We start from the raw sequence: 20169 nt of genomic DNA, 5'->3' as shown, positions 1-20169 counted from the left end.
ATTAAATATAGTGTGACACACCGCACAGATTGCTGTATATTTTCAGACTGAATCTACTCTTTAACGCCACGTGCTTAAGGAGAATGAAGTTGGATGCGCGGGTCCTGAGAACTAGAAAAGGCATGATCGGTGGAGCGCTGGGTTTCAGCATTCTGAGGATCATTGCGCCTGCTCCAAGAAAATCCGCTGATATTGACGCTGCAAGCTCAGATGGCGCGCTGGAAGACGGCAAACTGGAGCGCTATTTCGGGCCGCAGTTCCTGAACAACCTGAGCGGCAAGACCATCATCGACTTTGGATGCGGCGATGGGCTGGAGGCGGTTGCGCTCGCCCGGCGCGTGCCCGACTGTCGCGTCATCGGGCTGGACATCCAGCCGAAGATGCTCGAGCGGGCCAGAAACAGAGCCCGGACGCTGGGCGTAGCCGATCGCTGCCGCTTTGCTCAAACCACCGAAGAGCGCGCAGACGTCATTGTCAGTATCGACGCCTTCGAGCATTTCGGTAATCCAGGCGCAATTCTGAAGATAATGAGTGATCGGCTCAAGCCCGACGGCGAGGTCATGGTGTCGTTTGGCCCCACCTGGCTTCACCCTTTCGGGGGCCATCTCTTTTCGGTTTTTCCCTGGGCGCACCTGATCTTTTCAGAGCGCGCGCTGATCCGCTGGCGGGCGCAGTTCCGTTCCGATGGCGCGCAGCGATTCTCGGAGGTCGAAGGCGGCCTCAACCAGATTCTCATTTCCGAATTTGAACGGCTGGTCGAGCAAAGCCCGTTGGCTCTCGCCTGGCTGGAGACGGTGCCCATTCGCCAGTGGTCATTTCTCAGGTTGCGATCACTCAGGGAATTCGGGTCCAGTATCGTGCGGTGCCGACTGATTCATGCCAGTAGCGCCGCTGACAATCAAGCGCACTCACCAAGGGGATTGGAAGCATGAGAATATCCATTGCAGAAATTCAGGCACACCGCGCGCGGCCTCAGCCTCAGCCACGCCTGGCCGGAGAGCCTGATCCGGCCGTGAATCGCATTCTCAGGAACTTGACCCCAACAGATCGCCTGCGCATCTGGCCCCATCTGAAACTGGTGGAATGGCAACGTGGGCAAATCATCTATGACACCTGCGCTATTCAGCGCTTTGCCTATTTTCCAATCGACTCGATCGTGTCCATCGTCATGTTCCTTGAGGACGGCCACAGCTGCGAAACCGCGGTTGTGGGAAACGACGGCCTTCTGGGAATGTCGATTTTTACCCGGACAGACTCCATGCCGGCCCATGCTGCGGTGCAGATCGCCGGTAAGGCATTTTGCCTGAAGGCGTCCGTGTTGCGTGAAGAGGCCAATCGTAGCGAGAGTTTTCGCGCGCTGTTGCTTCGTTATACGCAGGTTTTGATGACACAGATCAGCCAATCGGCTACCTGTAATCGGTATCACACGATTCACCAGCAGCTGGCTCGCTGGTTGCTGTATGCCTGCGATCATCTGCCGCACAACTGTCTTGAGCTGACCCAGGAGCAGATTGCGCATAGCCTGGGGGTTCGGCGGGAAGGTGTCACCGAGGCAGCAGGGCGGCTTCAAAAGGCCGGCCTGATCGAGTATCGGCGCGGGCGGATCCAGATGCTTGATCATGCCGGGCTTGAGCAGGTTTGCTGTGAGTGTTACCGAACCGTCAAATGTGAGACTCAGCGTCTCCTGCCTGAGTGATGAGCCCCGCCGCGGCCGACATTTCTGCTGTTGGAGCGGGCCACGGCCCGGCTGGCGTCATCCGTAGTAATGCCTTGCTGGGCGGGCTGTCGACTGAAGAACTGGCCAGAATCATTGCTTCAAGCCACCCGTCAAGTTTCACGGCGGAGACCGTCATCGTGCACAGTGGGGAGCATATCCGCCAAGTTTATTTTCCGATTTCGGGCTATGCCTCCATTATGGTATCCGGCGGCGAAGGCTCCGCTGTGCAAGTTGCTCTGGCGGGCACTGAAAGCATGATCGGCTGGGAGTCCTTGCTCGGCGCCAGCGAATTCCTGCTGCATGCGTTTGCACTTGAAGCATCGGAGGTGCTGGCTATCGATGTCGATTTGTTTCGTCAGCGTGTCGGTGAGATGGACGGCTGGCGTAACGATTTGCAAGTTTACGTTAGAGGCCTACTCCAGACTATTGCTCGCTCCTCACTGTGTGCCCGATTTCACTTGCTGGAAGAACGCCTGGCGCGCTGCTTGCTCGAGATCGAAGATCGGCATGATGACTCTCCGATCCTGCTCACACAAAAGACCCTCTCACAGTTGCTCGGCGTCCGCCGCAGCGGGGTGACCAACGCAGCCACGCACCTGCAGCTACATGGCCTGATCCAGTATCGCCGCGGTGAGATTCGCATTCTCGACCGGGCCGGCCTGGAAGCGGCGGCCTGCGAGTGCTATCGCCCGTATGGCTGCGATTGAGCTTTTCAAGCAGCGTTCCGGCGGTCCTCCAAGGGCCGCGGACCGGACGGCACCAGGCGCCGGCACGCCAGCCCGGACCACCGGATCAGGAATCCGCGTTCGCGAGCTCGAAGGGATCTGCGAGCTGTTGGCGCTCCAGTCCGAGTGGCGCGCGCTGGCGGCGTCAGCCGGATGCGCCACGCCCTTTGCGCAGCCCGAGTGGATTGCAGCCTGGTGGCAAGCCTTCGGAGGCGATCGAGAACTCCGCATAATCACGGCATGGCAAGGGAGCTGTCTGGTCGGGGCAGCCGCGCTGATGCTGAGCCGGGAACGCCGCTACGGCCTGCCGGTCCGGTGCCTGGCCAGCCTGACAAACGCACACTCACCTCGGACGGACCTGCTGATCGCACGCAACGCCAGCGGCGTGATCGAGGCCATCTGGCAGCACATCGCACGGGCTGTTCGGCCCTGGGACGTGTTCGAGATTGCCGACGTGGCCTCGGAATCGCGCACGCTTGCGCCTCTGCTGGAAGCCGCTCGTGGCAGTGGCTGCCGCGCGGCACTCTGGCGCGCCGGGGCGTCCCCTTATATCGACGCTGGAACCAGCTGGCCGGACTACCTGGCGTCGCGATCACGGAACTTCAGAAAGGAGATTCGCCGCAAGGACCGCCGTCTTGCCGGGCGCGGGCAGCTGGAACTGATAGTTGTGACCGACTCGACGGAAGTCCGGGCGGCCGCCCGGACGGGCTTTCGGATCGAAGGCGACGGCTGGAAGGGCCGGGCTGGAACGGCCATCCGGTCGATCGAGAGCGTGCGCGGCTTCTACATCGACCTGGCTTGTCGCATGGCATGCCAGCACGCGCTTCGCCTGCACTTTCTCACGCTGGACGAAAAGCCCATTGCTTTCGACTATTCACTCGAGTTCGACCGGCGACTCTATTCGCTGAAATCCGGTTATCTTCAAGCGTATGCCGATGATTCGCCGGGGCAGGTTCTTCTGGGGCGGATGCTGCAGCACTACATGCGGGAAGGCATCGTCGAAATCGACCTGCTCGGCGATGAAGATGCGTTCAAACAGCGGTGGACAGACCAGAGCCGGACCCGCGACTGGTTCGTCGCCTGCGCGCCGACACTCCGCGGGCAGGTCTTTTATCTCATCAAGTACGGGCTCATCCCGCCATTGAAGCGCCTGCGCCGGGCGGCGGACAGCGTGGCTCATGCCAGCCGGCGACCGTGACCGTCGCACGTGCGTTGAGCACGCTGGCGTGGTGAAATAGGAGGCACCAGACAATCGAGAGGCGTGGACATGTCATATCAAATCCGAATCATCTTCAAAGCAGCCGCGATCCTGCTCCTGACCTGCGCGACCGGCGCACTGGCCGAAGACCAGGTCTCGATCAGTGCCAACGCCAGCCACGATGGCGATCTCGCTACCCGAAACGGTTCCATCCGCATCGCAGAGGGCGCCAGCGTGTCGGGCTCGATAGCCAGCCGCAATGGTCAAGTCGAAACCGGTCGCGGCGTAACGGCGGGCAACGTCAGTACGCGCAACGGCGCCATCGAGCTGGGCAATGGCGGCAGCTATGGCCGCATCGAGTCCCGCAACGGACAAATCATGCTCGGCGACAACACAACGGCCGGCGAGATCCAGACGCGAAATGGCAATGTTCGTATCGGCCCCTCGAGTCAGACCGGTTCTCTGGATTCGCGCAATGGCAGCATCAACGCCGGTTCCGATGCCGTCATTGACGGGACCATCCAGACGCGAAACGGCGATATTTCCCTTTCCTCCGGTAGCCGGGTTACCGGTCGCATCACCACGCGCAGCGGCGATGTCCTGCTCGACGGCGCGACGGCAGAGCAGGGCATCCAGACGCTGGCCGGCGACATTACCCTGGATAACGAGAGCCGCTCCGGCGCGGATCTGACCATTGACTTGACCGCAACCGGAGACGGCAACGATGACGGGCTTTTTAGTTTCCTTGGTAATTCAACCGGGCCGGAGGCCGGCAGTATCCGCGTACTGCAAGACAGCGCGGTCGACGGAAATATCGTCCTGATCCTGCCCAAGGACTATGATGGAAAACTGCCCGTCGTCGAAATCTCGGCCGGCTCGTCGGTTGGCGGCAATCTCCGCATAGACAGCCGCATTGAACTGATCGTCGAAGGTAAGGTTGCCGGGCAAGTTGAGCGCGTAAGCCCCTGATAATAAGGGCAAGGTATATGCCGCCATGTCCTTGTGTCAGCGCTCGCGGGGTGAAAACCGCCGCGCGATGCCATAAGGATCGAAACAGAGAATCAAGAGGATCGAGCCATGCATAAACTTGCCGCCGCCATACTCATCACGACGATATGCTGCGCCTGCAGCGACCCATCGACCCCGCCGAATAGCAGCGAAAATAACGCAGCAGAGCGGGTCAAAACGGGATACGAGCAATCGCTTGATCGTGCCAGAGAAGTTGAAGGCCAGGTGCTTGATGCGGCCGAAAGGCAGAAAGAGCTGCTCGAAGAGCAGGGCGGCCAGAGATGACATGGCCACACCGGATCGCGCCGGGCCAGGCCGGGTAGACGCAGGGTCAAGCGCCAGCTCGGGAGGATGGATATAGTAGCGGCCCTTTACGCCCGAGAGCTGCGCATGAACCGCCCCGAAAAATACGACAAAGCCGCGCTGGAGGCCTGTGGTCACGGCAAGTTGTTTGCCGGCGACATGCGGCTGCCGGTAGATCAGATGCTGATGTTCGATCGCATTACGAGCATCAACGATCATGGCGGCGCCTACGGCCGGGGCGAGGTGGTGGCCGAGCTCGATGTTCATCCCGATCTGTGGTTTTTTGACTGCCACTTCAAGGAAGATCCGGTCATGCCCGGCTGCCTGGGGCTGGATGCCTTGTGGCAGCTGGTGGGCTTTTTTCTGGCCTGGAATGGCGGCAGTGGCCGCGGGCGGGCCCTGGGCGTGGGCGAGGTCAAGTTTTTCGGCCAGGTATTGCCTGACAACCGGCTGGTGAGCTACCACCTTGATATCCGACGTGTTATCCGCCGCGGCCTGGATATGGCCGTCGCAGATGGGCGTGTGGTGGTTGACGGCAACGAGATTTACACCGCGCGCAACCTGAAGGTGTGCCTGTTCACCTCCATGGACAACTTCGGGAGCAGCGCGGCATGAGAAGAGTGGTGGTTACCGGCATGGGCATTGTCTCCAGCCTGGGCGTAGGCCTGGAGGCGGTCGAACGTTCGCTGCGTTTGTCGACCTCGGGGCTGGCCTTCAGCGAACAGGCGCGCGACGCCGGGCTGCGCAGCCACGTGTGCGGCATGGTCGATCTGGATCTGGACGCGCTGATCGAGCGCAAACACAGGCGTTTCATGTGTCCGGCCTCAGGCTATGCTTGGCTGGCCATGCGTGAAGCCATTGCGCAATCCGGGCTGAGTGAGGACGTGGTGCGCAGCGAACGCACCGGCCTGGTGGCCGGCGCCGGCGGCAATTCCAGCGTGGAACTGATGGACGCGGTCGACACCCACCGCGAGCGCGGCATCCGCCGGGTCGGGCCGTTTCGGGTCCCCCGCACGATGAGCAGCGCGATCAATGCCTCGCTGAGCACCGCGTTCGGTATTCGCGGCGTCAACTACGGCATCACCTCGGCTTGTGCCACCAGCGCTCATGCCATCGGTCACGCGGCAGACCTGGTCGCCCTTGGCCGCCAGGATGTGATGTTTGCCGGTGGCGGCGAGGACCTGCACTGGAGCCTGAGCATGTTGTTCGACGCCATGGGCGCCTTGTCAACGCGCTATAACGACACGCCGGAAAAAGCCTCGCGCACCTATGACGCAGACCGCGATGGTTTTGTCATTTCCGGCGGTGCCGGAATCCTGGCGCTGGAAGAACTCGAGCATGCCCGTCGTCGCGGCGCACCGATACTGGGCGAGCTGGTCGGCTTCGGCGCCACGTCCGACGGTGCCGACATGGTGCAGCCCAGCGGCGAGGGCGCAACGCGCTGCATGCAAATGGCGCTGCACGGGCTCGAAGAGCCGGTGGGCTACATCAATACCCACGGCACCAGTACGCCGGCCGGCGACATTGTCGAGCTGGAAGCCATTGCCCGGGTCTTTGGCGACGATATGCCCCCAATGGGATCAACCAAGCCGCTTACCGGGCATTCACTGGGCGCGGCAGGTGTGCACGAAGCTATCTATAGCCTGTTGATGCAGCAGAACGGTTTCATCACGCCATCAGCCAATATCGACAACCTTGATCCACAGGCCGAAGGCTATCCGCTTGTGCGCGAGCGCCAGGACGATGTCGACCTGCCGCTGGTGATGAGCAACAGCTTCGGGTTCGGCGGCACCAATGCCACGCTGGTGTTCAGGAAAAGCCCCGCTGGCGGGCCCGATAACGCCCCGGGGACTGTCCCATCCAGCGTTTGAAGGCGCGACTGAAGGCGCTGAGCTCGGAAAACCCGAGTCGCTGGGCAACGTCGGTCAGATTGTGTTGCTGGCGGCCCAGATACACCAGCGCGGACTCGCGTCGAACCTGATCGAGCAGGGCGGCAAAGGTCTGGTTTTCCAGCCTGAGCTTGTTGTACAGCGTTTGCCGGCTCATGTTGAGCTCGGCGGCAATGACGGTTACCCGAGCGCGGCCGGACTCGAGCCGCTGATGAATGAGACCGCGCACCTTGTGGCTGAACCCGGCCGGGGCTTCCATCTGCGCTTGCACCAGCTGCCACAGGCGCGCGACTTGCTGAGGTGACAGCTCAGCAGGCGCCAGGGCCAGCTGTTCTGGCGCAATGCGGGCGCGCCCGGCAAGATCCCGCAGCGAGTCGCCCGCCGATTGCAGGTGGCGCAGAATCGCATCAAGCAGCTCATTGGCAGTGGGCATCACAAAGCAGAAGACATCACAAAAGCTCCTGGCGCAAACTAACCCGCGTCGCTGCCGCCTTCCATGAGCGCGATCAATATTCGGCAGACATCGAGCGGTTGATCATGGCCAATCGCGTTGCCGACTCCCGGGTTCCATGGCCTCCACGGGCAACATGTTCTACAATCAAATTCGCCGGAACAAGCGTATGATCGCCAGTGCCTGCGGGCGCGGGCGAAATGGCCAAGCAGCGGGGGCGCCGCGTAATGGGGGAGGGCAAGCCATGCAACATGTCGTGATGGATCCAGAGCGGATCGAAGCGCTCAAGGAGCTGCGCGTTCACAATACGCCGCTGTCCGAGCAGCCGTTCGCGCAGATCGTCGAGACCGTCGCGGAACTGTTCGACATGCCCAATGTGGCCATTCATCTGCTCGACGACGAGCACCAGTGGGTCAAGGCGCTGGTCGGCGAAAAATTCGAGTGCCGCGTCGAAGAAAGCTTTTGTCAGTACGCCCTGACGTCGAAGGGCGGCGTCTTGGTTGTTCCGGATGCGCGCCGGCACTCGCTGTTTCACGACCACTCTCTGGTCACGGGTGGGCAGATCGGCTTCTACGCAGCCGCAACCCTGAAGACCCGTCAGGGCCATCCGGTGGGTACGCTGTGCCTGATCGACCCCCTGCCAAGAGAAGAGCTTGCGCCGGGTCAACAGGCGCTGCTGCGGCAGTTTGCGCACATCATCATTGCTGCCATGGAACTGCGCATGGACTTCCATGAAGTGCAGACCGCTCTGACGAGCGTCGCCGCGGTCGATGGAGTGACCGGCCTGCCGAATGTGCGTTCCTGCCTGAGCCTCATGCACCGTCTGCAGGCACATGCCGGCTCTGAATCAGCCGTGGGGCTGGTTCAGGTCAAGCTTGGCGATACCACCACGCTGCGCCAGTTCGCCGGAGAGTCCGGGCTCAATCAGCTGAACGTGAAGATTGCGCGCTGGCTCGGACGAAACCTGCCGGAGGATGAACAACTTTTCCGCACCGAAGACGGCGATTTTCTGTTTGTTCGCTTTCTCGAAGACGGTGCATCCGAGTCCGGATCCAGAACGCTGAAGGCCTGGGCAACCCGACGTTGCGCCGCCACGGAAAAGTTTCTGATGGAGCCTCTCCGGGTCAACGGGCGGTATTTCTACACGACCGCGCGTTTTGGTCTCGCTGCCTTCGACACCAAAGCAATGGATCCCGCCGTGGCCATGGACGCGGTGAAGATCGCGGCTGAAAAGACCCGCGAAACGGGCGCCAGCGGCGCTGTCTGGTACTCCCGGGGATTGTCGAACCACGCAGGCTTTCTGGCCGTGGCCGAGCACGGCCTGCGCGAAGCCGTCAAGTCACGTCGTTTTCAGCTGGCGTTTCAGCCCGTGGTATCTCTGGAGGCAGGCGGGTGGAAAGTCTGCGGCGCCGAAGCGTTGCTGCGCTGGCCCGATCAGCGCGATCCCGTGCTCGGGCCGGGTGAATTCATTCCGATGGCGGAGCAAAAAGGGCTGATTGACGAAATCGGACTCTGGGCCTTCGCCGAGGCCTGCAATACGCTGGCTCGATGGCAGGAGCGCTGGCCGATCTGGCTTTCCGTCAACGTATCACCCATGCAGCTTGCCGATAGCTCATTGCCCGACAGATTCTCGACCACTGCCTCCCGGGCGGGCGTTTCACCCAGCCGGATCAAGCTGGAGATCACCGAAAGTGCGCTGGGAGGAAACTTCAACCGAGTCGCGGACATGCTGAACAGATTTCGGAGTCACGGCTTTCGTCTGGCGCTGGATGACTTCGGAACCGGCCACTCCTCATTGGCGCGCGTCATCCAGCTCCCTTTCGACGACATCAAGGTGGACCGGGTTTTCGTATCCGACACGCCCGCCGGTGCCGGTGCCGCCGTGGTGGCAGCATTGGCCAATCTGACGCGCGAGCTGGGCCTGAATGCCATCGCCGAAGGCGTGGAAACATCATCACACGAGCAATTCCTGGCGGAAAACAGCTACCGCCTCGCGCAGGGCTATCTCTATGGCCGGCCAATGTTCGCCGAAGATTTCGAGGAGTGGATCCGATCGAAGGATGTTTCACCCTGAAGCTCCTGCAAATTCGACACGACCCGGGGAGCCCGGCTGTCACCAGGGTCTGGTCGCGAACAAAGGGCTGACCTCCGAACGGCTGAGCCGTTGGAAGCGCAGTTCGCATAATGTATATTATGTAAAGCTCTGGTCGGGTGGCGCGTCATCTGTTCTGCGCTCGACAAACTGAATGCGCTCGCTGTTTCTGTTTATTTTCATTGGCTTGGCGCGTTATTCTAAAAATCGCGTGAGGATGAGCAGCCGCTCATGATTGGCGCCGCGTCGTGACTGACGCAGGTCAAGCGCTTCGGCGCCGGCATCTGGCATGATCGGGTTTGAGTCGACGCACCATCACACCATCTCCAAGGAGGTTCGCCATGACCCAATCGAAAAATCTCTTCGTCGCCCTGGACGGATCCGAGCCGGCCTTCGAGGCCCTGGATGAGGCGCGTGCGCTGGCGGCGTCCATGGGCCGTGAGCTCTCGGCCCTCTATGTCTTTGCTCACCAGCCTCACGTGTCGGCCACCCCGGCCGGGCTTGGCGACCAGAGCTCGCCGCAGGAGCTCGAGCGTGCGAGCAAGAGCGAGTCGCAACAGATCTTCGACGAAGGCGAATCGCGGGCAGGATTGACGTTTGCGCAGCGGCACGTGCTGATTGGCGATCCGGCAGAAGAGATCATCGCCTTCATGGAAGACAATCCGGGTACGCATCTGGTAATGGGACGTCGCGGGATGTCGCGGATCAAGGCGCTGCTCATGGGCAGCGTCAGCCAGAAAGTACTGGCTCACGCCCCCGGTCTGGTCACCGTGGTGTGACCCGCGGCCGTGCCGTGGATCGCGGTGAAAAGACGCGCCCACATTCCGGCGCTCGACCGACTCGGCGTCGACCGGGATCCGGGTGACCTGAGCGGCCAGAATCAGCCTTCATTGAGACGGCATTCGACCTCCAGGCGTCCCCGATCTTGCCGGCCTTTCGGGCCTTCAGCGGCTGGGCGGGACAAAAATCAGCCGCACTTGGAATAGCCGCAGGCCAGGCAGGTCTGGCAGCCGTCGAGCAGGACCATCGCCTTGGTGTTGCACTTGTGACACAGCGTGGCCGAGGCCGGATAGGCGGCCTCACCGCCCTGCCCCGCATCGCCGGCATCGGATCCGGCCGGCTTTGGCGCTTCGGCTTGTGGCTGTTGCTGTTCGTGGGCTTCGGCTTCGGCGCGTTTTTGCTCGAGAATGAGCTGCTGCTGCTCGGATAGTTCGTCGGGCTCGATCATGCCGATGCGTTTGAAATGGTGCTCGACCACCGCACCGATGTCGGCCACGATCGATGGCACGAAGCGCCCGCCGGGCTTGAAGTAGCCGCCCTTGGGGTCGAACACGGCCTGCAGCTCCTCGGCCAGGAAGGTGACGTCGCCACCCTTGCGGAACACCGCCGACATCACCCGCGTCAGCGCCACGATCCACTGGAAGTGGTCCATGTTCTTCGAGTTGATGAAGATCTCGAAGGGCCGGCGCTGCTCGTGTTCGGTGCCCTGATTGAGCACGATGTCGTTGATGGTGACATACAGGGCGTGGTCGTCGAGCGGCGTGCGGATCTTGTAGGTCGCGCCTTCCAGGCACTCCATACCCTCCGGGCGTTCGAGCTTTTCGTGCATCCGGATGATTTCGGCCTTTTCCTTGCGACCGTCCTGGTGATCGCTCGCTTTTTCCTCGGCTTGCTTGTCCTGGACCGCGTAGTCCACGATTTTCTTGTCGATCCTGATGGTCATTTCAATGTTCCCGGATTGTTTCTCGATCTGTTGCTGGATTGCTTGATCACTCTGCTAATGCCGAAGGCATGTGGCCCAGTCACGGCGCCGCAGGCGAGGCTTTGCGATTACCGGGGCCCCGGAGCGTACATCCGGGTACGTGAGGAGGCCCGATAACCGTAAAACACGGCCTGCGGTGTCGTGACGAAGCCACATCAGAACTTTCCGTAGTAGCCTTCCTTCAGGGCATCGAACAGATTGGCGGCTGTGTGCACTTCGCCGTCATATTCGATCTTCTCGTGCCCCTGAACCTCCACCTTCGACCCGTCCTCGAGCTCGAACACGTAAGTGGTCGACTCCAGGTCCTTGTCGGTGACCAGCACGCCCTGGAAAGCCTGCGGGTTGAAGCGGAAGGTGGTGCAGCCCTTCAGGCCCTGCTCCCAGGCATACAGATAGATGTCCTTGAAGTCCTCGTAGGGATAATCGGTAGGCACGTTGGCGGTCTTGGAAATGGATGAGTCAATCCACTTCTGTGCCGCCGCCTGGATGGCGACGTGCTCCTTGGGCGTGATCGATTCGGCGGTCACGAAGTAGTCGGGCAACTGCTCGTCGGGATGGTCCGAATACGGCATGGCACCCGCGTTGACCAGGGTGCGATAGGCCAGCAGTTCGTAGGAATAGACGCTGACCTTTTCCTTGCTCTTGCGGCCCTCGCGAATCACGTTGCGGTTGTAGTGGTGGGCGAAGCTCGGCTCGATGCCGTTGGAGGCGTTGTTCGCCAGCGACAGCGAGATGGTGCCGGTTGGCGCAATCGAGGTGTGATGGCTGAAGCGCGCACCCGACTCGGCCAGACGGTCGACCACTTCGGGCGCCACTTCCGCCACCTTCTGCATGTAGCGGCTGTAGCGTGCGTGCAGGATGCGGCCGGGCACCTTGTCGCCGACTCTGTAGCCGTCGCGTTTCATCTCCGGGCGCTTGCGCAGCATCTCCGGGGTGACCTCGAAGTCGTCGTCCATGATCGGTGCTGCGCCCTTTTCCTCGGCCAGTTCGGCCGCGGTCTCCCAGCCGGCGACGGCCATCTCGCGCGAGACGCGCTCGGTGAACTCCAGCGATTCGGGTCGACCGTACTGCATCCGCAGCATGGTCAGGGCCGAGCCCAGGCCGAGAAAGCCCATGCCGTGGCGGCGCTTGTAGAGGATCTCGTTGCGCTGCTTGTCCAGCGGCAGACCGTTGATCTCGACCACGTTATCGAGCATGCGCGTGAAGATATTGACCGTGCGCCGGTACTCGTCCCAGTTGAAGCGCGCGTTGTCGGTGAATGGTTCTTCGACGAAGCGCGTCAGGTTGATCGAGCCAAGCAGACAGGCGCCGTAGGGCGGCAGCGGTTGTTCGCCACAGGGGTTGGTCGCGCGGATGGTTTCGCACCACCAGTTGTTGTTGTCTTCGTTGATGCGGTCGACCAGCACGAAGCCCGGCTCCGCGTAGTCATAAGTGGAGGTCATGATCATGTTCCACAGGCGCCGGGCCGGCACCTTGCGATAGATCTTGCAGGCGACCAGGCCTTCTTCGTTACTGACGTAGTTCTTGGTGGTGGGCCACTCGCGCCAGATGACCTGCTCGGGGTCGGCCAGGTCGATATCCTCGGCTTCGCTGTCGAGCACCGGGAAGACCAGTGGCCAGTCGGCATCGTCGACCACGGCCTGGACAAAAGCGTCGGTGATCAGAAGCGAGCAGTTGAACTGGCGCAGCACGCCGTCTTCGCGCTTGGCGCGGATGAAGTCCATGACGTCGGGGTGCGAGACGTCGAAAGTGGCCATCTGCGCACCGCGGCGGCCGCCGGCCGATGACACGGTAAAGCACATCTTGTCGTAGATGTCCATGAACGACATCGGGCCCGAAGTGTAGGCGCCTGCGCCGGAAACATAGGCGCCCTTGGGCCTGAGCGTGGAAAAATCGTAGCCGATGCCGCAGCCGGCCTTGAGCGTCAGGCCGGCCTCGTGAACCTTGCCGAGGATGTCGTTCATCGAATCCTCGATGGTGCCCGAGACCGTGCAGTTGATGGTCGAGGTGGCCGGCTTGTGCGCCAGCGCGCCGGCATTGGAGGTAATGCGTCCGGCCGGGATGGCGCCTCGCCTGAGCGCCCACAGGAATTCACGATACCAGTGGACCTGCTTGTCGCTGCCCTCCTCCACTTCGGCCAGGGCGCGGGCGACACGCTTGTAGGTGTCGTCGATCTCCTGGTCGATGATGTCCCCCGACTTCGACTTGAGACGGTACTTCTTGTCCCAGATGTCGAGCGACGCTTCCTGGAAGGCAATATCCGGAAGCGCAGCCGTCAAAGCTTCTGCCGAAACGCTCATGTTTCAACCTCTTGATTATTGTGTGCTACTTAGGGTTATACACAGGTTGCCCACCGTTGTACTCACAACTGGTTGTGCCTGTTCCTGTCGCGGGACACAAGATCTTGTGTCAGATGCCCATACCATACGCCCAAGGCCGGGCGCGATCAAGTCTTGCCAAAGGAGGTGTTTGCGGGTACGGGCGGCTGCGCGGGCGCGCTATTCCGTTTCGGCCTTGAGCTCGCGCTCCATGAGCACCTGCACGCCCTTGCGGGCGCTCCAGCCCTTGAAGAGGATGCCGTGCACCTGTTCGGCGATCGGCATTTCCACGCCGGCGCGCGTGGCCAGGCGCATGACCTCTGTGGCGGTCTTGACTCCCTCGACCACCTGGCCGATGTCGGCCACCGCGTCGTCGACCGAGCGGCCCTGCCCGACGGCCAGGCCGAGCCGGCGGTTGCGCGATTGATCGCCGGTGCAGGTCAACACCAGGTCACCGATCCCAGCCAGGCCCATCAGGGTACGGTCGTCGGCGCCCAGAGCGCGGCCAAGCCGGCGCATTTCAGCCAGGCCGCGGGTAATCAGGGCAGCGCGGGCGTTGTGCCCGAGCTTCAGGCCATCGGCCATGCCGCAGGCGACCGCCAGCACGTTCTTGATTGCGCCGCCCAGCGCCGCGCCGACCAGATCGGCCGTGTAATAGGCACGAAAGCTGTTGCCGTGCAGCAGCGCGGCCCAGGCCTGGCCAAAATCCGGGCTGGTGGCCGCCACGGTCACCGCCGTCGGCAGCGCTTCGGCCACCTCGCGGGCAAACGACGGGCCGGTGATCAGCGCCAAGGGGATGTTGGCGCCAAAGCGTTCGGCGGCAACCTCGTGCAGCAGTCGCCCAGTGCCCGGCTCGAAGCCCTTGCTCGCCCATGCCAGGCCGGTTTGAGCCGACACGAACGGCGCCACCCGGTCCAGGGTCTCACCAAAGGCGTGACTGGGCGTGGCCACCAGCAAACGCTGTGCATCACGACAGGCCGCCTTGAAATCTGCGGTCACGCGCAGCGACTCAGGCAGCGGACAGTCGGGCAGATAGCGCTGGTTGACACGGCCGCGCTCCATCGCCTGGGCGCTCCTGGCGTCGCGCGCCCACAGCTGCACATCGTGGCCCATGCGCGCCAGCTGCATTCCCAGCGCCGTGCCCCATGAGCCGGCGCCCAGAACCGCAATCCGGACGGCTGTCACTGATCAGGCTCTAGTCGCCGCTGGGCGGCTGTTGGCCATTGCCCTCGCCCGAGCCTTGCTGCTGATTGCGGGCTTCCTCCAGGCGCTGGCGGAAAACCGCCTCGAAATTGACCGGCTGGATGGGGGGCATGAAAAAACCGCCCGCGCTGACCAAGGACCCGATCTGCGTGCGGCAATAAGGAAACAGCACGTTCGGGCACAGCACGTTGATCACGTACGGCATCTGTTGTTCGGAAAACCCGGCCATCTGGAAGATGCCGCCGTACTGAACCTCGCACAGGAAGGCGGTCTTGTCTCCCTGCTTGGAGGTGACGGTAACCGAAAGCGTGATCTGGTGGCGGTCTTCGCCGATGTTCTCGCTGCGCTGCGACAGGTTCAGGTTGATTTCGGGCTCCCCCTCGCTCTGGCTGAGCTCGAGGATATTGGGCGCTTCAAAAGAGGCGTCCTTGAGATAGATATGCTGGACGGCCATCTGGGCTTCCTGCTCCTGGCCGGCTGCGGCGGCTTGGTTCTCTTCAGTCATGCTTGAGGTTTCCTTTCCAGTAGTCTGATTGAATTCAGTTTTTCACGGCTCATCAGGCGTGGATTGCTTCGAATCGTCCTTGCCTGTCCTGTTCTTTTTCTTTCGGCCTTTATCCGCATTGCGCCTGTTGCTTCTGGACTTGCCGCTTTTGCCTGCGCCCTTCGGGCGAGAGACGGGCTGCTGATCGCTGATCCACTGCGTCAGGCCGCCGGCCAGAACATTGACGTTGGTGAAGCCGAGCTTGACCAGTCGCGAGGCCATCTGGGGCGCCACCTGATTGTTCTTGCAGTAGATCAGGATCGGCTGCTCGCGATGCTTGAGCAGCTGCTGGTTGCCGGCCTCGATATTCGAGGGTGGCATGTGCAGGGCCCCGCGGATGTGGCCCTTGGCGTAGTCGCTGCTGTTGGAGACATCCAGCACGACCGGGTCGCCCCGGTTGATCAGCTGAACCGCCGCCAGCGTGCCCAGCTCCGTCCACTTGCGAAACAGGCGGCTGATTTCGTAGGCAACGAGCGCGACCACAGCCACGCCCAGCCCGCCGGTCAGCACGGGGTGATTTCCTATGAACTCGAGGGCTTGTTCCATCCAGGGTCAATCGCTTCGGGTCAAAGCGACCCATTATCCTTGATCCGTCGCTTTGTTGCCAGCACCTCGGCGGCCGGCTGTGGGATAATTGTCATCAATGCGCCAAGCCTGAATTCCGGGGAGATCATGCCGACACACCGACCACTCATGCTGCTCATTCTCGATGGCTGGGGACAGCGCGAAGCTGCCGAGGACAACGCCATTGCCGCCGGTCACACGCCCAATTGGGATCGGATCCAGGCCAGCTGCCCCACGACTCTGCTCGAGACTTCCGGCGAATCGGTGGGCCTGCCGCCAGGCCAGATGGGCAACTCCGAGGTCGGACACATGAATCTCGGTGCCGGTCGAATCGTGTACCAAGAGCTCACGCGCATCGGCCAGGCCATTGCCGACGGCAGTTTTGCCCGCAACCCGGCGCTGCTCGGCGGTATCGAGAAGGCGCGCGCCGCCGGCGGCTGCGTGCATCTCATGGGCCTGCTCTCACCGGGGGGCGTGCACAGCCACGAGGATCATCTGCTGGCCGCGCTCGAGCTTGCCCTCAGCAGCGCCGTGACCGAGGTTGCGGTGCATGTCTTTCTCGACGGACGTGATGTGGCGCCGCGCAGTGCGGCGGCTTCCATCGCGCGTCTTGAAGCGGCAGTGGCCGCCGATGGGCGCGCGCGCATTGCCAGCGTCAGCGGCCGCTATTACGCCATGGACCGCGATCAGCGCTGGGAGCGAACCCGGCGCGCCTGGGATGCGATTGTCGAAGGCCGCGCAGATTTTGCGGCCGCAAACGCCTCCGAGGCGCTCGAGGCAGCCTATTCCCGCGGGGAGGGTGACGAGTTCGTTCAGCCCACGGTCATTGCCGGCGGCCGTCGGGTGACCGACGGCGACAGCGCTGTGTTCATCAATTTTCGTGCCGATCGTGCGCGCCAGCTCACCCGCGCTTTTGTCGAACCCGACTTCGACGGCTTTTCCTGCCGCCGCCCTGCCCTTTCAGGCATGGTCACGATGACGCACTATCAAGACGGCCTGCCGGTGGATGTGGCCTTCAAGCCGCAGCGCTTCGAACACCTGCTGGGCGCTGAGCTGGCGGCGGCCGGGCTACGCCAGCTGCGCATTGCCGAAACCGAAAAATATGCGCATGTCACGTATTTTTTCAACGGCGGCGTGGAGCAAGTGTTCGACGGCGAGGATCGTAAGCTGATTCCGTCTCCAAAAGTTGCCACCTACGATCTGCAGCCGGAGATGAGCGCGCCGGAGCTGTCACAGGCGCTGCAGACGGCGATCGACAGCGGCGATTATGATCTGATCGTGTGCAATATCGCCAATCCCGACATGGTCGGCCACAGCGGCAGGTTCGAGGCCGCCGTGGCCGCGGTCGAGGCCGTCGATGACGTGCTTGGCGAGGTTCTTCCGGTGCTCGAGCGCGCCGGTGGCGAAGTGCTGATTACCGCCGATCACGGCAATGTCGAGCAGATGAGTGACCCGGCCACCGGTCAGCCCCATACCTCGCATACCACCAATCCGGTACCTCTGGTCTATGTTGGCCCGCGACGCTTGCGGCTGCGTGAGGGTGGCAGCCTGCGAGATATTGCGCCGACACTGCTCGGCCTGCTCGGCCTGCCGCATCCCGAGGCCATGACCGGCCGCTCGCTGATCCGGGCCGACTGAGGCGGGTGCGAGCGCTGGCGCCCCGATTCTGCCTGCCGGCGGCAGCGCTGCTGGCCGCCTCGTCTCTGTCGCTTTGGGCCCAGGAAGACCGCGAAGCGCTCGAGGCCGAACTGGAGCAGCTGCGCACGCGCATCGCTGCCGTGCAGGCGCAGATCGACGAGCGTCTGGGTGAGCGCGACCGTCTGGACGAACAGCTGGCCGAAGCCGAGCGCGAGGTGGGCCGCGCCCGCCGGGCGCAGGTCGAGGCGAGCCAGGCATTGAGACAGACCCGCGCCGAGATCGACCAGCTCGAAGCGCGCCAGGCGACACTTGAAAACCGCGTCGGAGAGCGTGCTTCGGAGCTGGCGCTGCAGCTGACCAGCGCCTATCGTCAGGGCAGCCGCTCGCGGCTTGCCATGCTGCTCAACCAGGATGACCCCAGGCATCTGTCGCGGCGCCTGGCCTACCACGGTTATCTGTCACGGGCGCGCATTGCCGCAATCGAGGAACTGCAGGAAACGGTGGCTGCGCTGATGCTCACGCGCGAAGAGCTCGATGCGGAGGCTAGACGACGGGGTCAGCTGCTGGCTCGGCGCAAGCGTGAAACGCTGCATCTGGAGACGGCAAGTGCAGAGCGCGCGGCCGCGCTCGATGCGCTGGATCAGCGCCTGATCAGTGATCGTGAGCGCCTGGCAGAGCTCGAACGCGATGCCGATGAGCTCGCCGAACTGCTTGAAGAGCTCGCCGATGCGCTGGCGGATGTGCCGGCGGATGCCAACATCCCCCCATTTGCCGAGCTTCGCGGCGAACTGCAAATGCCGCTTGCCGGTCGTGTTCTGAGGGCTTTTGGCGCCGAGCGTAGCGGCGAACTGCGCTGGAGCGGCTGGTTGATCGAGGCCGATGGCGGTGAAGAGGTGGTCAGCATCGCGCACGGACGCGTGGCCTACGCTGACTGGCTGCGTGGCTATGGTTTGCTGCTCATCCTCGATCACGGCGATGGCTTCATGAGCCTCTACGCGCACAATGAAGCGCTGATGCGCGATGTCGGCGACTGGGTGGCCCCCGGCAACGTGGTTGCTCTGGCCGGGCGTTCGGGCGGAGTGGATCAGCCGGCCCTGTATTTCGAGCTGCGCCGGGACGGCCGGCCGGTGGATCCGGCCGGATGGCTCAACCGTCAGTAGTCTGAATTGCCCTAGCCCGCCGGCGGATAGGCATAGCTCGTGCCCGGGCCGAGCGGGATGCCAAGCATCCAGTAGCTGATCAGGAACACCGACCACACCAGCAAAAAGACCACCGAGAACGGCAGCATCATCGACACCAGCGTGCCGATACCAGTGCCCTTGACGTAGCGCTGGCAGTAGACGACGACCAGCGGAAAGTACGGCAACAGCGGGGTCACGATATTGGTCGATGAATCGCCTACGCGGTAGGCAGCCTGAGTCAGCTCGGGAGAGAACCCGATCTGCATCAGCATGGGTACGAAAATCGGCGCCAGCAGCGCCCACTTGGCCGAGGCCGAGCCGACGAACAGGTTGACGAAGCCGACCAGGAGGATGATGCCGAACAGGGTCGCGCCGCCCGGCAGCGGCAGGCCAGCGAGGAAATTGCCGCCCTCCACTGCCAGCAACAGCCCCAGGCCGGAGCGTCCGAACTCGGCCACGAACAGAGCGCAGAAAAAAGCCATGACGATGTAGTAGGCCATCGATCCCATGGTTTCAGACATGGCATCGACGACATCCTTGCTTTTCTTGAAGCTGCCGGTCATGTAGCCATAGATCACGCCCGGCACGACGAAGAACAGGAAGATCAGCGGCACGATCGACTGCATGATCGGCGCCGAAAATTCAGCAATCTTGCCGCTGGCGGCATCACGGAACGGCGAAGTCTCCGGAAACAGCGACACGATCAGCAGCACGAAACCCAACCCCATGACGCTGGATGCAACCCACATCGCACGGCTTTCCCTGGCCTCGATGGGGTGCATTTCAGGCATGTCTTCTGCATCGCCGTCAAGCGGCGTGTTGGCCAGGCGCGGTTCGATGATGCGGTCGGTCAGCCACCAGCCCAGCAGCACGATCACCAGGCACGAGGCCGAGGTGAAGTACCAGTTGATCAGCGGATGCAGCTCCAGACTGGCATCCGCGATCTGGGCTGCGGGCTGAGTGAAGCCCATCAGCAGCGGATCGAGCGCCGAGGGCACGAAATTGGCCGAGAAGCCACCGGAGACGCCGGCGAACGCTGCGGCAATGCCGGCCAGGGGATGGCGGCCGGCGGCGTAGAAAATGATGCCGCCGAGCGGAATCACCACCACGTAGCCGGCATCGACGGCGGTATGGCTGACGATCGCGATCAGGATCAGCATCGGCGTGAGCAGCAGCTTTGGCGTGAACGCCAACAGCTTCTTGAGCAACGCGTTGATGTAGCCGCTGTGCTCGGCCACGCCGACGCCCAGCATGGCTACCAGCACCACGCCCAGCGGCGCGAAGCCGGTAAAGGTGTCGACCATGGTGGTCAGAAAGCTCACCAGTTGTTCGCCGGTGAGCAGGTTGGTGATGGTGATGGCATCACCGGTCGTGGGATGTTCAGCGCCGAACTGAATGCCTGACATCAGCCAGGAGAGCACCCAGACCACGATCATCAGCAGCAGGAAAAGCATGGCCGGGTCGGGCAGCTTGTTGCCGACCACCTCGATGAAGTTCAGTGCGCGGTTGAGCCAGCCGGCCGTGCTGTCGCTGTGGCCGGCAGAATTCTGTTCGGTGCTGTTCATTGGCGGATGGT

Annotated in this window: 19 protein-coding genes; 11 read left to right on the top strand and 8 right to left on the bottom strand. The window is 62.5% G+C overall.

The window, feature by feature from the left end; all coding sequences use genetic code 11:
- The first annotated feature begins 29 nt into the window (after positions 1-29).
- The 5 genes from ACEWQ0_RS06935 (at position 30) to ACEWQ0_RS06915 (ending at position 4609) form a co-directional block, all read left to right on the top strand.
- Positions 30-932: an SAM-dependent methyltransferase gene (locus ACEWQ0_RS06935; RefSeq protein ID WP_476483199.1), complete on the top strand. Its 903-nt coding sequence runs from the start codon at positions 30-32 to the stop codon at positions 930-932.
- Positions 929-1696: a Crp/Fnr family transcriptional regulator gene (locus tag ACEWQ0_RS06930; protein ID WP_476483198.1), complete on the top strand. Its 768-nt coding sequence runs from the start codon at positions 929-931 to the stop codon at positions 1694-1696. The genes ACEWQ0_RS06935 and ACEWQ0_RS06930 overlap by 4 nt, the downstream gene beginning before the upstream one ends.
- Positions 1696-2424 (top strand): Crp/Fnr family transcriptional regulator, encoded by a 729-nt coding sequence (locus ACEWQ0_RS06925; protein WP_476483197.1) that lies wholly within the window; start codon positions 1696-1698, stop codon positions 2422-2424. Before ACEWQ0_RS06930 ends, ACEWQ0_RS06925 begins: the two co-directional genes overlap by 1 nt.
- A gap of 127 nt (positions 2425-2551) precedes the next feature.
- Entirely contained in the window at positions 2552-3640 is a 1089-nt protein-coding gene (locus tag ACEWQ0_RS06920) for a GNAT family N-acetyltransferase (RefSeq protein ID WP_476483196.1), read from the top strand.
- A gap of 69 nt (positions 3641-3709) precedes the next feature.
- On the top strand, positions 3710-4609 hold the full coding sequence (locus tag ACEWQ0_RS06915; RefSeq protein ID WP_476483195.1) for a DUF4097 family beta strand repeat-containing protein: 900 nt from the start codon (positions 3710-3712) through the stop codon (positions 4607-4609).
- 36 nt (positions 4610-4645) lie between these two features.
- Here ACEWQ0_RS06915 and ACEWQ0_RS06910 read toward each other — a convergent pair whose 3' ends face one another.
- Positions 4646-4936, bottom strand: coding sequence for a hypothetical protein (locus ACEWQ0_RS06910; protein WP_476483194.1), 291 nt, complete (start codon positions 4934-4936; stop codon positions 4646-4648).
- A 102-nt stretch (positions 4937-5038) separates the two neighbouring features.
- On the opposite strand from ACEWQ0_RS06910, the gene fabA reads away from it, so the two are divergent.
- Complete coding sequence (fabA, locus tag ACEWQ0_RS06905) at positions 5039-5566, top strand: bifunctional 3-hydroxydecanoyl-ACP dehydratase/trans-2-decenoyl-ACP isomerase (protein ID WP_476483492.1); 528 nt, start codon at positions 5039-5041, stop codon at positions 5564-5566.
- Complete coding sequence (gene fabB, locus ACEWQ0_RS06900) at positions 5563-6822, top strand: beta-ketoacyl-ACP synthase I (RefSeq protein WP_476484914.1); 1260 nt, start codon at positions 5563-5565, stop codon at positions 6820-6822. The genes fabA and fabB overlap by 4 nt, the downstream gene beginning before the upstream one ends.
- Here fabB and ACEWQ0_RS06895 read toward each other — a convergent pair.
- Complete coding sequence (locus ACEWQ0_RS06895) at positions 6761-7273, bottom strand: helix-turn-helix domain-containing protein (RefSeq protein WP_476484913.1); 513 nt, start codon at positions 7271-7273, stop codon at positions 6761-6763. The genes fabB and ACEWQ0_RS06895 overlap by 62 nt on opposite strands.
- A 136-nt stretch (positions 7274-7409) precedes the next feature.
- On the opposite strand from ACEWQ0_RS06895, the gene ACEWQ0_RS06890 reads away from it, so the two are divergent.
- Complete coding sequence (locus ACEWQ0_RS06890) at positions 7410-9365, top strand: EAL domain-containing protein (protein WP_476484912.1); 1956 nt, start codon at positions 7410-7412, stop codon at positions 9363-9365.
- Positions 9366-9724: 359 nt separating this feature from the next.
- Positions 9725-10162 carry a universal stress protein gene (locus tag ACEWQ0_RS06885; protein WP_476483176.1) on the top strand — a complete coding sequence of 146 codons (438 nt, stop codon included), beginning with the start codon at positions 9725-9727 and terminating at the stop codon, positions 10160-10162.
- A 188-nt stretch (positions 10163-10350) separates the two neighbouring features.
- On the opposite strand, the gene ACEWQ0_RS06880 is transcribed toward ACEWQ0_RS06885, so the two are convergent.
- The 5 genes from ACEWQ0_RS06880 to ACEWQ0_RS06860 all read right to left on the bottom strand — a co-directional run bounded on the left by ACEWQ0_RS06880 (position 10351) and on the right by ACEWQ0_RS06860 (position 15756).
- Positions 10351-11106: a TSCPD domain-containing protein gene (locus ACEWQ0_RS06880; protein WP_476484911.1), complete on the bottom strand. Its 756-nt coding sequence runs from the start codon at positions 11104-11106 to the stop codon at positions 10351-10353.
- Positions 11107-11300: 194 nt separating this feature from the next.
- On the bottom strand, positions 11301-13445 hold the full coding sequence (locus ACEWQ0_RS06875) for an adenosylcobalamin-dependent ribonucleoside-diphosphate reductase (protein ID WP_476484910.1): 2145 nt from the start codon (positions 13443-13445) through the stop codon (positions 11301-11303).
- 198 nt (positions 13446-13643) lie between these two features.
- Positions 13644-14648 carry an NAD(P)H-dependent glycerol-3-phosphate dehydrogenase gene (locus ACEWQ0_RS06870; RefSeq protein ID WP_476484909.1) on the bottom strand — a complete coding sequence of 335 codons (1005 nt, stop codon included), beginning with the start codon at positions 14646-14648 and terminating at the stop codon, positions 13644-13646.
- A gap of 10 nt (positions 14649-14658) precedes the next feature.
- Positions 14659-15171 (bottom strand): protein-export chaperone SecB, encoded by a 513-nt coding sequence (secB, locus tag ACEWQ0_RS06865; RefSeq protein ID WP_476483172.1) that lies wholly within the window; start codon positions 15169-15171, stop codon positions 14659-14661.
- A gap of 42 nt (positions 15172-15213) precedes the next feature.
- A complete protein-coding gene (locus ACEWQ0_RS06860) occupies positions 15214-15756 on the bottom strand; it encodes a rhodanese-like domain-containing protein (protein WP_476484908.1) in 543 nt (180 codons plus the stop codon).
- 126 nt (positions 15757-15882) lie between these two features.
- Between ACEWQ0_RS06860 and gpmI the strand changes: the two genes are divergently transcribed.
- Positions 15883-17412: a 2,3-bisphosphoglycerate-independent phosphoglycerate mutase gene (gene gpmI, locus ACEWQ0_RS06855; RefSeq protein WP_476484907.1), complete on the top strand. Its 1530-nt coding sequence runs from the start codon at positions 15883-15885 to the stop codon at positions 17410-17412.
- A 5-nt stretch (positions 17413-17417) separates the two neighbouring features.
- On the top strand, positions 17418-18572 hold the full coding sequence (locus ACEWQ0_RS06850) for a murein hydrolase activator EnvC family protein (RefSeq protein WP_476483169.1): 1155 nt from the start codon (positions 17418-17420) through the stop codon (positions 18570-18572).
- Positions 18573-18583: 11 nt separating this feature from the next.
- On the opposite strand, the gene ACEWQ0_RS06845 is transcribed toward ACEWQ0_RS06850, so the two are convergent.
- Positions 18584-20158 carry an AbgT family transporter gene (locus ACEWQ0_RS06845; RefSeq protein WP_476484906.1) on the bottom strand — a complete coding sequence of 525 codons (1575 nt, stop codon included), beginning with the start codon at positions 20156-20158 and terminating at the stop codon, positions 18584-18586.
- Between the last annotated feature and the right edge of the window lie 11 nt (positions 20159-20169).

The organism is Wenzhouxiangella sp. YN9 (assembly GCF_056324165.1).
The sequence above is the reverse complement of the archived record's forward strand: the minus strand, read 5'-3'. Positions and strand labels throughout refer to the sequence as shown.

Excerpts from the sequence above, each read along its gene's own strand:
- fabA (WP_476483492.1), top strand. The coding sequence starts at position 5,039 with ATGAACCGCCCCGAAAAATACGACAAAGCCGCGCTGGAGGCCTGTGGT.
- secB (WP_476483172.1), bottom strand. The coding sequence starts at position 15,171 with ATGACTGAAGAGAACCAAGCCGCCGCAGCCGGCCAGGAGCAGGAAGCC.
- ACEWQ0_RS06885 (WP_476483176.1), top strand. The coding sequence starts at position 9,725 with ATGACCCAATCGAAAAATCTCTTCGTCGCCCTGGACGGATCCGAGCCG.
- ACEWQ0_RS06890 (WP_476484912.1), top strand. The coding sequence starts at position 7,410 with ATGGCCTCCACGGGCAACATGTTCTACAATCAAATTCGCCGGAACAAG.
- ACEWQ0_RS06875 (WP_476484910.1), bottom strand. The coding sequence starts at position 13,445 with ATGAGCGTTTCGGCAGAAGCTTTGACGGCTGCGCTTCCGGATATTGCC.
- ACEWQ0_RS06925 (WP_476483197.1), top strand. The coding sequence starts at position 1,696 with ATGAGCCCCGCCGCGGCCGACATTTCTGCTGTTGGAGCGGGCCACGGC.
- fabB (WP_476484914.1), top strand. The coding sequence starts at position 5,563 with ATGAGAAGAGTGGTGGTTACCGGCATGGGCATTGTCTCCAGCCTGGGC.
- ACEWQ0_RS06860 (WP_476484908.1), bottom strand. The coding sequence starts at position 15,756 with ATGGAACAAGCCCTCGAGTTCATAGGAAATCACCCCGTGCTGACCGGC.
- gpmI (WP_476484907.1), top strand. The coding sequence starts at position 15,883 with ATGCCGACACACCGACCACTCATGCTGCTCATTCTCGATGGCTGGGGA.
- ACEWQ0_RS06895 (WP_476484913.1), bottom strand. The coding sequence starts at position 7,273 with ATGCCCACTGCCAATGAGCTGCTTGATGCGATTCTGCGCCACCTGCAA.
- ACEWQ0_RS06845 (WP_476484906.1), bottom strand. The coding sequence starts at position 20,158 with ATGAACAGCACCGAACAGAATTCTGCCGGCCACAGCGACAGCACGGCC.
- ACEWQ0_RS06930 (WP_476483198.1), top strand. The coding sequence starts at position 929 with ATGAGAATATCCATTGCAGAAATTCAGGCACACCGCGCGCGGCCTCAG.
- ACEWQ0_RS06910 (WP_476483194.1), bottom strand. The coding sequence starts at position 4,936 with ATGTCATCTCTGGCCGCCCTGCTCTTCGAGCAGCTCTTTCTGCCTTTC.
- ACEWQ0_RS06880 (WP_476484911.1), bottom strand. The coding sequence starts at position 11,106 with ATGACCATCAGGATCGACAAGAAAATCGTGGACTACGCGGTCCAGGAC.
- ACEWQ0_RS06915 (WP_476483195.1), top strand. The coding sequence starts at position 3,710 with ATGTCATATCAAATCCGAATCATCTTCAAAGCAGCCGCGATCCTGCTC.